Below are 12510 nucleotides of genomic sequence, written 5' to 3'. Positions count from 1 at the left end.
GTGGAGTTGATCGACACCCATACCCACCTGGATTTTCCGGACTTCGACGCCGATCGCCAGGCGCTGCTGGCCGAAAGCCGCGCCCTCGGGGTGCGGCGGATCGTGGTGCTGGGGGTTTACCAAGCCAACTGGCAGCGGGTCTGGGAGCTGGTGCAAAACGATCCCGACCTGCATGCGGCGTTCGGTTTGCATCCGGTGTACCTGGACGATCATCGCCCTGAAGACTTGAGCGAACTCGGCGATTGGCTGACCCGCCTGGCCGGCCATCGGCAACTCTGTGCGGTGGGCGAAATCGGCCTGGACTACTTCATCGAATCCCTCGATCGCGAGCGCCAACAGGCGTTGTTCGAGGCGCAATTGCAACTGGCGGCGGACTTCAATCTTCCCGCATTGATCCATGTGCGGCGTAGCCATGCGGCGGTGATTGCCACACTCAAACGGTTTCGCCTGAAACGTGCCGGGATCATCCATGCCTTCGCCGGCAGCAAGGAGGAGGCGCGGGAATACATCAAGCTCGGTTACAAGCTCGGCCTTGGCGGTGCCCCGACCTGGCCACAAGCGCTGCGCATGCACCGCGTGCTCGCCGAACTGCCACTGGATTCGGTGGTGCTGGAAACCGACTCGCCGGACATGGCGCCCGCCATGTTCCCCGGCCAGCGCAACAGCCCGGCACACTTGCCGGCGATCTGCGCGGCACTGGCGCCATGGATGGCAATCAGCCCGGAACGACTGGCGGCTGCCAGCACCGCCAACAGCTGCGAAGTGTTCGGCTGGTAATCAGTCAGCGTGAGCCCTGGCAGCTTCCAGGATCAGCGTCAGGTGCTGACGCCGGCGGAAGTAGCGAACCACCGCGAAATACACGAACAAGACGATCAGCGAAGCATTCAGCTGTTCGATGACACTGAGCATTCCCACCCACTCCATCACCAGTGCCACCAGCAAGGCCGTGCAGACCATCACCCGCAGGCTGGCGCGCAACAGCGAAAAAGAGTCGAGAGACTTGAAGCGCTTGATCTGTTCCGGACAACGTAACTGAACGTGTTTCCGGCAGTGGGCACAGGCAAACGCTTCATTGATCGCAATGGCGTTGAGTTGCCAGGGTTGAAGCAGCAACGTGCGCTGACAATGCGCGCAGCGTCCCTGGACTCCTGTTGTTGCAGCAGACATGACGAAGCTCCTCCATGGGGTAAGCCGCGTAACTCTTCCTTGATTGAAATCCAATAGCCAGATGACGGACAGAATCAGGAAGATTCTCACCGCGAAAGGGAAAAAGTATTACGAAACTTACCGACAGTACACCAAAACCGTGGGAGCGGGCTTGCCCGGGAAAGCGATAGTCCAGTCACATTAATGTTGGATGTGCCGCCGTCTTCGCGGGCAAGCCCGCTCCCACAGGGTCCCGAGGAAACCTTCAAACCCGGAATGCACTGATCAACTGTTTCAACTCCACGACCTGAGCCGACAACGCCCGGCTGGCGTCTTCGGTCTGGTGCGCACCTACAGCGGTACGCTCACCGGCGCGATTGATCTCGACGATGTTCTGGTCGATATCGTGCGCCACGGCGGTTTGTTGCTCCACGGCGGCGGCGATCTGCTGGTTCTGGTCGACGATCATGCCGACCGCTCCCAGAATATTTTCCAATGCCCGCTGGACCTTTTCCGACTGCCCCACCGTGCCATTGGCCATTTCATGGCTGGTGCCCATGGCCTTGACCGCCGCGCCGACACCGCCATGGAGCTTGGCGATCATCTGCTCGATTTCTTCGGTCGATTGTTGGGTACGCTTGGCCAGGGTCCGGACTTCATCGGCGACCACGGCGAAACCGCGCCCCTGCTCACCGGCCCGTGCAGCCTCGATAGCGGCATTGAGCGCCAACAGGTTGGTCTGCTCGGCGATGCTCTTGATCACTTCCAGAACGCGGCTGATGGACTGGCTGTCGCTGGCCAGTTGATTGATCACCAGCACCGACTGATCGATTTCGCTGGCCAGTGCGGCGATGCTGCCTTGCTGCGACTCCACCAGGCCGCGACCGCTGATGGTTTCGTCGTTGACACTGTGGGCGCTGCTCACTGCCGCTGCAGCACTGCGCGCGACCTCCTGGGAAGTGGCCGACATCTGGTTCATCGCCGTGGCCACTTGTTCGATCTGCGTGCGCTGCCCGGCGACGGCCTGGTTGCTTTGCGCGGAAACGCTTTCCACCTGACCGGCCTGGCGCTCGACTTCGCTGACGGTCTGCCCGACCCGCTCGATCAGGTCATGGATTTTCTTCACGGTGCCGTTGAACACCTCGCCCAACTCGCCCAGCTCGTCACGGCTATGGGCGCTGAAGGTCACCGTCATGTCGCCGGCCGCCACCTTGTCCATCACTGCTCCCAGGCGCTTGAGCGTGGTGCGGGTCGAGGCATAGAAAGCGCCGTAGAGATAAAAGATCAACACGAACACGACGGATAACGCCACGGCCTGCAAGACCATGTGCGTGCGGTTCTGGTCCAGGCGTTGCTGCAACTGCGGCCCCAGATACTTGAGGGTTGCTTCGTTGAGTTGGTAAGTCTGGTCCATCAGGGCGCTGACCTGATCGTAAAAGCCCTGCCACGGCGCATCGAGGGTATCGGCCATGACCACTTGCTCTTCGAACAGCTCGCTGGCTTTCTTCAAGGATGCCCGGCTGCTATCGGCCTGAGCGGCCAGGGTATCGCGGGCGGCTTTGCTGGAACCCAAGGCGTCCTGCAACTTCAGGCCATATTCGGCCTGGAGCTTTTCAATCTGCGCCAGCAATTCATCGAAACGAGTACTCGACGCCGAGTTGATGAAACCCTGCCCCAACGAATAAGACCCCATTGCCCGACCTTCGCCCAGAATCTGTGTGACACGCGGGGTGACGAGGGTGACGAGCTCACTCAACTGGCGCATGTCGCTCTGATTGTCGCGACTGAGGCCGGACTGGCTGGTGATGAGCTGGCCGAAAATCTGCGCGCTGCCCACCAGCTTGCCGATCAGGGCACTTTTGCTTTGCAGGGAGTTTTCCGTTTGCTGGGCCTTGAACGCGGCGATCATCTCATCGCGTTTGCCATCAAACACCGCGACCTGCTCCGGGTCGCTGGTCATCGCCGTCAGCCCTTGCAGGCGAGTCAGAATATTCTGCTCGAGGGTGCTGATCTTCGATTCGACATTGCCGGCCTTGCCGGATTGGCCGAGGCTGACATTGATCTGCACCAGGTTGTTCAGGGTTTCCAGATCGCGCCGTAACGTCAGGCTGCTGCCCAACAGGTCGAGACTTTGCAGTTCGATGCGCGTGCCCTGGAATTCGCGGTAGGAGTCACGCACCAGATAGAAGTTGGTCACCAGCATCGGTACCAGGAACAGTACGCTGATCAGGCTGAACTTCATGCCGAAGCTCAGACGATTCATCAGTGCAACAGCGGGATAGAGCAAGCTCTTCACTGGATGTCTCCCTTCAATTTCTTATTTTTTTTATTGGCAGGCGCAGACAGACAGCAGATAGCCACTATGCGGCGCTATCTCTGTATAACTTAAATCGGCAGGAAGTTTTGTAACTTAAGGTTAACGACAGGGTTCATCCGCACTGGCGGATGAACCATTGTGGTGAGGGGGCTTGCCCCTCACCACAAGAGCATCGACTGCTGGCCTAATGCAGGACCGTCCACAACGCAAACCCGGCATACCAGAGCACTGCGGCACGCAGCAGCAGGTCCCAGATGCGATCCAGGTTGTTGATACCTTCTGCGCCAGCCACCGGTGCCGGAATTTCACCGGCCACCAGCCCGACTTTCACGATCAATTGCGCAGCGCTGATGTTCCAGTTCAGCAGTTCATGCAGCATCACCCGACTGACCGCGACAAAATTGCCGACCAACGCCAGGCTCGCCGCCAGCAGACGCACCGGCAACCAGTCGAAGGCGTGACGCAGTTGCCCGGCGCGCTCGACCAGCGCCGGGTTTTTCCCGTGCTCTTCGGCCAGCGCCAGCAGCCGATAACTCAGCGCCGCGACCGGGCCCAACAGGAAGTACCAGAAAATCACCGCGAAAAAGCTCTGGTAGGCCTCCCACAGCAAATGCCCTTCGACCTGCTCCAGCAACTGCTCGCCACTGTCTGCACAGATATCCAGATCGCGCTTGGCGACAAGGGCCGCTGCTTGCAGATCCTCCCGACGCCAGGCATCGCGGAACGGCCCGAGATCGCCCAGCAGGTCACCGCGCCCCAGGCTGTAGATCACGACCAGCAAATGGATCGGCAACGCGAGCAACCCGTAGGCCACCGGTTCGATGACGACCAGCAGCAAACCCAGCAATGCCACCGGCAACAAGACCACGACCGACAACACCAACCATGGCCGGCCCGAAAACCGCGGGCTGGCCTCAAGCTTGTTCAGCTCGTGTGTCCAGCCACTGTCACGCTGAACCCGATGGCGCAGGGCCGAGAACTTTTCGATCCATACCGCCAACAGCAACACCAGAAAACTCATTGCCCATCCTCTTGTGCCAGAGCGGCGCGATAACGTGCCCAGTCGAACGCCGGTCCCGGATCGGTTTTGCGCCCGGGTGCAATGTCGCTGTGCCCGCAGATACGCTCTGTAGTGATCGCCGTGAACGTCCGTTGCAACTGACGGGTCAGGGCCGTCAACGCGCCATATTGCGCGTCGGTGAACGGCAGATCATCCGTGCCTTCAAGCTCGATGCCCACGGAAAAATCGTTACAGGTTTCCCGCCCTTCGAAGCACGAGACCCCTGCATGCCACGCACGCTCAAGGCATGAAACAAACTGGGTGACCGTTCCGTCACGCTCGATCAGGAAGTGCGCGGACACCCGCAAATCCGCAATCCCTTCAAAATAGGGATGTTCGGTGACATCCAGGCGATTCTGGAAAAATTCCTGCACCTTGCCAGTGGCGAACTGCGCCGGTGGCAGGCTGATGTTGTGAATCACCAGCAGGGAAATCTCGTCTGTGGGGCGCGCATTGAAGTTGGGTGAGGGGCAGACATGCACACCCTGAATCCAACCGCTCGCGGGGTCCAACTGCATACCGATTCCTTCAACGTCGACTGTGTTGGCACAGTATGCCGCGATATTCCCCCAAGGCGCGATCACTTGCCGCGCTTGAGGCGCTTGAGGTTGCCGATCACCCGTTCGAGAGCTCGCTCGAACAGCAAGGTGTCGTCAAGCACTCGCGCCCTGCCATTGCGCAGCTCCAGGGCCAGGTCAGGGCGACTGCGCTCGAGCACTTTCATGCCGGTGCGGTTGACGAAGATGTATTTGCCGGTGGCTGTAATGATGGCCACCAGTTTGCAGCGAAGGCTGTTTTCCGGGTCTTCCTGAAACTCGACCCAACAGCCCGGAAGCATTTTATCGACCTGGCGCAAACCCGCATCGTCCGCCAGCAAACGTATCGGCTCACTGTGCACCTGACTTTCCTCGGCCAAGTGCAGGACGACAGGCGTCAGCACCTCGATCATCAGCGACGCACTGGCGGGTGAGCCCCCCGCTGCCTGAACGTGCAAGCTCTCCAGCTCGCTGAAAAACTCGCTGGCGGCAAACGGATCGAAGGCCGACGAATTCAGCCCGTCGCGCAACGACTTGAGCAAATCCGGTACCAGGGCCAACATCCTGGTCGCATCGGACTCGTGGTGGTGCTGAACGCTCCAGACCAATTGCTCCAGGGTACGCACATCGGCATGCCACTCAGCCGACCGATCGCCATGTTTGAGGTAAGTCAGCAGCAGTACTTTGCTCCAGGCCTCCTGGACAAACCCCAGTACGCCTTGCGGCAGGTACTTGCCAAACAACGCCTGATTCAACACCTGCTCGACACGCTGGCGGGCCAGCCCGGTCTTGGCTCGTCCTTCCTCGGCATCACGAATGCGTTGCTCGAGCAACTCGCTGCGACGGCGCTCGTCCTGGGTAAACGCAAGAAAGTCGGCCAGCAGTTCGGAAAAAATCGCGGGCTCATAGACAAAGTCATTCAACAAACGCTGTACGACCTGATGGATGCGCACGTACAGGCTGTCACGCTGATGATCGTCACAGGTGTCCCACCCCATTGCCGCGTTGGCGATTTCGTTGAGAAGGCGTCGTGCCGGATGACTGCTGCGACTGAAGAAACTCTTGTCGAGCAGCGCCACCTTGACCAGTGGAATCTGCAATCGGCCGATCAGCGCCTTGAGCGGATCCGGCAGATTGCGATCATCGAGCATGCACTCGAACAGCATGGCGACCAGGTTGATCACATCTTCATCGGCCTCCTCGAAAACCCGCGACCTGCCGCTTTTGACGCTGACCCGGGTCAGTAACTGTTCGAGCTGGTTGCGCAGGTCAAAATCGTCCACGACTGCCGGGGCCGGCACGTATTGCTGCAAATGCGACAGCAGACGCAACAGATCGCGCGTGGAAATCGGCAGCGCAGTGGCACTGACTTCCAGCGTTGGCGACAGGCTGCCGCGAACGTTGAACAGCAGGGCCTGCAGCGCGGCGAAAACCGCCTGGACATTGTCATCGATGGGCAAGCAGACCGGGGTGGCGCCCTCATCGGTCGATTCGACGGGGGTACTCTCGGGCCGGTCCGTGGTACGGCGCACCGGGGCCGGTTTAAGGTCGGGCAACACACCGGTAGCGAGCAGCAGTTGATTGGCTTCGGCGTAAAGCTGATCGGCCTCGCTGAGGACATAACGCTCGAACAACCCGAGGATAATCAGCTTGACCTTGATCTCCAGCCCCAGCTGGCGCGCAGCCTGCAAGAAGTATTCGCAGAGCATCGCCGGACTCAGGGGGTTGTGCAGATCGCCCAACCCCTTGCCCGACAAAGCGCAGAGTCGGGCCGTCAGTTGATCCAGGGCGAAACCGTCGCGGTCCAGCACCCGGCTGACCATCGCATCCACTGCGACCGTACGCTCGCGCTCGTCATCGGTTTGCGCCAAGGATGCATCGGCCGCCAAGGCCTGGGGTATGGCCGCAATGGCAGGGTCGTATTGGGCAAGCCGGATGAATGCGCCGAAAAACTGCTCGAGAAACACCCGCTCGATGCTTTTGTGCTTGAGACGCAAATCGCGCATCGCTTGAAAGAAGATGTTCTGCTCGACGTCACAATGGGCTTGATCGGCCATTTCGAAGAGGGTGTCGTCGGCGTTGTCGAATAACGCCTGCAATCCGTGTCGCAACTGTTGCGCGGCCTTGTCGCGAACCTGGAGAAGAATCGCCGGCAGTCGGGCGAGTGGCGAGTGAGCCACCTGGTCGGTAGTTGCCTTGTGCAAAGGCACTACATTCCCGTCGTTGTGCATTCGGCCTCCCTGGAACGGTGATGCTTCAAATCGTCAAACTGATGACGTCAAATACAAGGCGAATTATCTTGTAAAAGCTCACCTTTGCGCCAGAAGACTCTGCACCTCATCTCAAACAGGCGTTTGCTCGGTAGCGATGACCCGCACCGACACCCCAGGGATTCGACCAAATGCAGGCACCATTGCCAACGTAATGCTCTGATGCCTTGGGTTGGTCCGGGCCATGGCCCTATAATCGAGCCACCTTGTTTGTGGAGTCCGTTATGCCGAATCTACGTCTCGCCGATCTGACCGCCGAAATCGAAGCCAACGTGCGCCGTGCGTTGCGTGAAGACATCGGCAGCGGCGACATCACCGCGCAGTTGATCCCGGCTGAACGCCTGGCCAAAGCCACCATCATCACCCGCGATGCGGCCGTCATCAGCGGTACCGCCTGGGTGGATAACGTGTTTCGGCAACTGGACCCACGGGTGGCAGTGCACTGGCAGGTTGCCGACGGTGAACGGGTGACGCCCAATCAGGTGCTGTTCCACCTCGAAGGCCCGGCGCGCTCACTGCTGACCGGCGAACGCAGCGCCCTGAACTTCCTGCAACTGCTCTCCGGCGTGGCGACTCGCGCGCAATACCTGGCGGACTTCGTGGCCGAGACCCAGGTCAAGCTGCTCGACACCCGCAAGACACTGCCGGGGCTGCGCCTTGCGCAAAAGTACGCGGTGACCTGCGGCGGTTGCCACAACCACCGCATCGGCCTGTATGACGCCTTCCTGATCAAGGAAAACCACATCGCCGCCAGCGGCGGCATCGCGCAGGCCATCGCCGCCGCGCACAAGATCGCCCCGGGCAAACCGGTCGAGATTGAAGTGGAAAGCCTGGATGAACTGAAGGAAGCGCTGGCGGCCGGTGCCGACATCATCATGCTCGACGAATTGAGCCTGGACGACATGCGCGAAGCCGTGCGCCTGAACGCTGGCAAGGCCAAGCTGGAAGCCAGCGGCGGGATCAACGAGAGTACGTTGTTGCCGATTGCCCGGACCGGGGTGGATTACATTTCGATCGGTGCAATGACCAAGGATGTGAAGGCGGTCGATCTGTCGATGCGCTTGAGTATCTGATCACAGGCATGTGAGTTGCCAAAACTGTAGGAGCGAGCTTGCTCGCGATGTACCTGAGAGAGCGCCATGTTTAACCAGTAAACACGCGTTATCGTTAACGACCATCGCGAGCAAGCTCGCTCCTACATGATGAGTGTCAAACCACCAGATTGTTCATCTCGCAGTATTCTTCCCACTCGACGCCCAGCACCTCGGCCGCTTCTTTGTGCAGCTTCAGGCGTTCTGTCTCGTACTCCTCCGGGGTCGAGGTGTACTTGAGCGTCAATTCCCACGGCTGCAAGCCCTGGGCTTCGGCTTCATCCTCGAAGGCCCATTGAATCTGGTCTTTCTGATCGTCCGGACTCAAGTCCTTGATCTCGTCCATCAATTCGGGCGCGTCCAGCACGTACTTCTTGAGGGCTTCTTCGTGTCTTTCTTCTTGGCTCAATTCTTTTACGGTCATGTTGTTCTCGCTGATCTGGGGAATGGAAGATGGATCTGGATCATCAAGGATCTCTCTGACGCAGAAGAACCGCTTGTAGCCCGGTCTGTCTGGCCTTCAGAACCATTCGGGATCATCTGAAAACTGCTGGGCGAAGCTCATGCAGGCTCCGAATATAGGATGTTTGTCGGACGATTTGCACGTCTCTTTACATCTCCCCACAAAAAGTTGTGCACAGGATGTGCTGCTGGGGGCGGGAACATAAATTCAAATCCCCAGTCATAGCGATGTGCCATACCGGCATTTCACAAGGAACCTCAGTGATGCGCAGCATTTCCAAATCTTCGTCTGTTGTACTTACAACCGCATTGTTCGCCAGCCTGGCACTACCGTTTCCGGCGCTGGCCGCTATCGAAGTGAGCAGCGGCCCCTCCTCGTTTGGCGACAAGATCCCGGTTCTGCACTACGAGTACGACAAATACACCCTGGTCAAAACCGGGATCAGTGCCGATGACCTGCAAAGCATGCAAAAGTCGTTGAAGGACACCTCGGGGAATGTCGAAGACCTGAAGAAAACCGTCAGCGAACAACAACGCACGATTGAGGATCTCAAGCGCGGCAACGGTTCCAGCTCAAGCTCCAGCAGCAGGGAAATCGACGAACTCAAGCGCAAGGTGGCCGAGCAGGAGCGCGACATCAACAACCTCGGCAAGCAGGTTGAAGAACTCAAACGCAATAGCGGCTCCAGCTCCAGTTCAAACAGCAGCGAGATTTCCAGCCTGAAACGGGAAGTCAGCGACCAGGACCGCGAACTCGACAACCTCAAGCGGACCGTCGAGGACTTGAGCAGAAAGGTGAAATAACCAGGGGGGGGAGATGGTGCCCGAGACAGGAATCGAACCTGCGACCTTCGCGTTACGAGTGCGCTGCTCTACCGGCTGAGCTACACGGGCGGTGGGCTAAACCTAGCACTGCTATCGAGGTCCGGCAACTTCGCGCAATGTCTCGATGTTTCGCAGACAAAAAAATGCCCCGTCGTTTTCACGGCGGGGCATTTTTTACAACGTTGAAGCGGTCAGGTGTGAGGCGCGATTAAACGCCCGAAGCCTTGGCTGCTGCCACGTCTTTGATGGACAGCTTGATACGGCCGCGGTTGTCCACGTCCAGTACCAACACTTCCACTTCCTGGCCTTCTTTCAGGATGTCGGTCACTTTCTCTACGCGAGCGTCGCTCAGCATGGAGATGTGAACCAGACCGTCCTTGCCCGGCAGGATGTTGACGAATGCGCCGAAGTCGACGATGCGCTCAACCTTGCCGACGTAGATCTTGCCGATCTCGGCTTCAGCGGTGATACCCAGAACGCGCTGACGTGCTGCTTCAGCGGCTTCCTTGGTTTCGCCGAAGATCTTGATCGAACCGTCGTCTTCGATGTCGATCGAAGCCTTGGTTTCTTCGCAGATCGCACGGATGGTCGCGCCGCCTTTACCGATGACATCACGGATCTTGTCGGTGTCGATTTTCATCGCGATCATGGTCGGAGCGTTGGCCGACAGTTCGGTACGCGACTGGCCAATGATCTGGTTCATCTGGCCGAGGATGTTCAGGCGCGCTTCCAGGGCTTGGCCCAGAGCGATCTCCATGATTTCTTCGGTGATGCCCTTGATCTTGATGTCCATCTGCAGCGCGGTGACGCCTTTGGCGGTACCGGCTACCTTGAAGTCCATGTCGCCCAGGTGGTCTTCGTCACCCAGGATGTCGGTCAGGACGGCGAACTTCTCGCCTTCTTTAACCAGACCCATGGCGATACCGGCAACCGGAGCCTTCATTGGAACGCCAGCGTCCATCAGGGCCAGGGAAGCACCGCAAACGGAAGCCATCGAGCTCGAACCGTTGGATTCGGTGATTTCCGAAACCACGCGGATGGTGTACGGGAACACGTCAGCGGCAGGCAGCATGGCCGAAACCGAACGACGGGCCAGACGGCCGTGACCGATTTCGCGACGACCAGCGCCACCCATGCGACCACACTCGCCCACCGAGAACGGAGGGAAGTTGTAGTGCAGCATGAACGGGTCTTTTTTCTCGCCTTCCAGGGTGTCCAGCAGCTGTGCATCACGGGCAGTACCCAGCGTTGCAACGACCAGGGCCTGGGTTTCGCCACGGGTGAACAGGGCCGAACCGTGGGTCTTTGGCAGAACACCGACTTCGATGTTCAGCGGACGTACGGTGCGGGTGTCGCGACCGTCGATACGTGGCTTGCCGTTTACGATGTTTTCGCGAACGGTGCGGTATTCGATTTCACCGAAAGCCGCTTTGACGTCGGAAGCGGAAGGCTGGCCTTCTTCACCGGACAGCTTGGCAACGACCTGGTCCTTCAGTTCGCCCAGGCGAGCGTAACGGTCGGCCTTGACGGTGATGGTGTAGGCCTGGGAGATCGCTTCGCCGAACTCGGCACGGATAGCGCCCAGCAGTTCGGTGGCTTCTGGCGCAGGAGCCCAGGTCCAGGTTGGCTTGGCAGCTTCGGCAGCCAGTTCTTTGACCGCGTTGATCACAACCTGGAACTCGTCGTGAGCAAACAGTACCGCGCCCAGCATCTGGTCTTCGGTCAGCTCTTTGGCTTCCGATTCAACCATCAGCACGGCGTCCGAAGTACCGGCAACGACCATGTCCAGGCTCGAAGCAGCTTGCTGCTCGTAAGTCGGGTTCAGCAGGTAGCCGGTGCTTTCGTGGAAAGCTACGCGGGCAGCGCCGATCGGGCCATCGAAAGGAATGCCGGAGATGGCCAGGGCAGCCGAGGTACCGATCATCGCAGCGATGTCCGGATCGGTCTTCTTGCTGGTGGAAACGACGGTGCAGACAACCTGCACTTCGTTCATGAAACCTTCAGGGAACAGCGGACGGATCGGACGGTCGATCAGTCGGGAAGTCAGGGTTTCTTTCTCGGAAGGACGGCCTTCGCGCTTGAAGAAACCGCCAGGGATCTTACCGGCAGCGTAAGTCTTTTCTTGGTAGTGAACAGACAGAGGGAAGAAGCCCTTGCCTGGATCGGCTTGCTTGGCACCGACTACGGTCACCAATACGCTGACGTCGTCGTCAACGGTGACCAATACTGCGCCGGAGGCCTGACGGGCGATGCGGCCAGTCTCGAGGGTAACGGTCGACTGACCGAACTGGAATTTTTTGATTACCGGGTTCACGGTGTCCTACCTTCTTTGTGGCTCTTGGGGGAACTGGTTTCTTGCGAAATTCTTGGGCAATGTCGGGAATCGGCCCGAGCGGTTTGTCCAGGTGTTACTCAGGCAAAGCAGGTATCCAGATAAAACTTGAGGCTGGGAGCCTGCCATGCGCCGGCGGGAAACCCGCTGGTGCACGACAGACAACCAACCTCTAGCGCAATCGCTTATTAGCGACGCAGACCCAGGCGACCGATCAGAGTCTGATAGCGACCCAGATCCTTGCCTTTCAGGTAGTCCAGCAGCTTACGACGCTGGTTAACCATGCGGATCAGACCACGACGGGAGTGGTGGTCTTTACCGTTGGCCTTGAAGTGACCTTGCAGCTTGTTGATGTTGGCGGTCAGCAGTGCAACTTGCACTTCTGGCGAACCAGTGTCACCAACAGCTTGCTGGTAGTCAGCAACGATTTGAGCTTTTTCTTGAACGTCGAGAGCCATGAGGCAATCCTTT

The 12510-nt window shown here is 59.0% G+C and carries 11 protein-coding genes and 1 tRNA gene; 3 read left to right on the top strand and 9 right to left on the bottom strand.

Annotated features, from left to right (window positions below):
• Positions 1-777, top strand: a complete 777-nt coding sequence (locus tag C9422_RS13040) for a TatD family hydrolase (RefSeq protein WP_116580931.1) — start codon at positions 1-3, stop codon at positions 775-777.
• Here C9422_RS13040 and C9422_RS13035 read toward each other — a convergent pair whose 3' ends face one another.
• The 5 genes from C9422_RS13035 to C9422_RS13015 form a co-directional block, all read right to left on the bottom strand.
• Positions 778-1167 carry a hypothetical protein gene (locus C9422_RS13035; protein ID WP_104450898.1) on the bottom strand — a complete coding sequence of 130 codons (390 nt, stop codon included), beginning with the start codon at positions 1165-1167 and terminating at the stop codon, positions 778-780.
• Positions 1168-1411: 244 nt separating this feature from the next.
• A complete protein-coding gene (locus C9422_RS13030) occupies positions 1412-3442 on the bottom strand; it encodes a methyl-accepting chemotaxis protein (RefSeq protein WP_116580930.1) in 2031 nt (676 codons plus the stop codon).
• 205 nt (positions 3443-3647) lie between these two features.
• On the bottom strand, positions 3648-4484 hold the full coding sequence (ampE, locus tag C9422_RS13025) for a regulatory signaling modulator protein AmpE (RefSeq protein ID WP_116580929.1): 837 nt from the start codon (positions 4482-4484) through the stop codon (positions 3648-3650).
• On the bottom strand, positions 4481-5041 hold the full coding sequence (gene ampD / locus C9422_RS13020; RefSeq protein WP_116580928.1) for a 1,6-anhydro-N-acetylmuramyl-L-alanine amidase AmpD: 561 nt from the start codon (positions 5039-5041) through the stop codon (positions 4481-4483). The genes ampE and ampD overlap by 4 nt, the downstream gene beginning before the upstream one ends.
• A gap of 62 nt (positions 5042-5103) precedes the next feature.
• Positions 5104-7290 (bottom strand): DUF1631 domain-containing protein, encoded by a 2187-nt coding sequence (locus C9422_RS13015; RefSeq protein WP_116580927.1) that lies wholly within the window; start codon positions 7288-7290, stop codon positions 5104-5106.
• 263 nt (positions 7291-7553) lie between these two features.
• On the opposite strand from C9422_RS13015, the gene nadC reads away from it, so the two are divergent.
• Positions 7554-8402: a carboxylating nicotinate-nucleotide diphosphorylase gene (nadC, locus tag C9422_RS13010; protein ID WP_007973096.1), complete on the top strand. Its 849-nt coding sequence runs from the start codon at positions 7554-7556 to the stop codon at positions 8400-8402.
• A 136-nt stretch (positions 8403-8538) separates the two neighbouring features.
• On the opposite strand, the gene C9422_RS13005 is transcribed toward nadC, so the two are convergent.
• A complete protein-coding gene (locus C9422_RS13005; RefSeq protein WP_015093442.1) occupies positions 8539-8844 on the bottom strand; it encodes a DUF6388 family protein in 306 nt (101 codons plus the stop codon).
• Positions 8845-9146: 302 nt separating this feature from the next.
• Here C9422_RS13005 and C9422_RS13000 point away from each other — a divergent pair, with 302 nt between their 5' ends.
• Positions 9147-9686 (top strand): hypothetical protein, encoded by a 540-nt coding sequence (locus C9422_RS13000; protein WP_116580926.1) that lies wholly within the window; start codon positions 9147-9149, stop codon positions 9684-9686.
• 14 nt (positions 9687-9700) lie between these two features.
• On the opposite strand, the gene C9422_RS12995 is transcribed toward C9422_RS13000, so the two are convergent.
• From C9422_RS12995 to rpsO, 3 genes are all read right to left on the bottom strand, one after another.
• Positions 9701-9776: transfer RNA gene (locus C9422_RS12995), tRNA-Thr, on the bottom strand.
• A gap of 139 nt (positions 9777-9915) precedes the next feature.
• Complete coding sequence (pnp, locus tag C9422_RS12990) at positions 9916-12021, bottom strand: polyribonucleotide nucleotidyltransferase (RefSeq protein WP_007973102.1); 2106 nt, start codon at positions 12019-12021, stop codon at positions 9916-9918.
• A gap of 206 nt (positions 12022-12227) precedes the next feature.
• Positions 12228-12497 (bottom strand): 30S ribosomal protein S15, encoded by a 270-nt coding sequence (gene rpsO, locus C9422_RS12985; RefSeq protein ID WP_015093441.1) that lies wholly within the window; start codon positions 12495-12497, stop codon positions 12228-12230.
• Positions 12498-12510: the final 13 nt, after the last annotated feature.

The sequence above is a fragment of the Pseudomonas sp. B1(2018) genome (assembly GCF_003097365.1).
GTDB classification, from domain to species: domain Bacteria; phylum Pseudomonadota; class Gammaproteobacteria; order Pseudomonadales; family Pseudomonadaceae; genus Aquipseudomonas; species Aquipseudomonas laurylsulfatiphila.
Note: the sequence above shows the minus strand (reverse complement) of the source record. Positions and strands in the feature narration are given on the sequence as shown.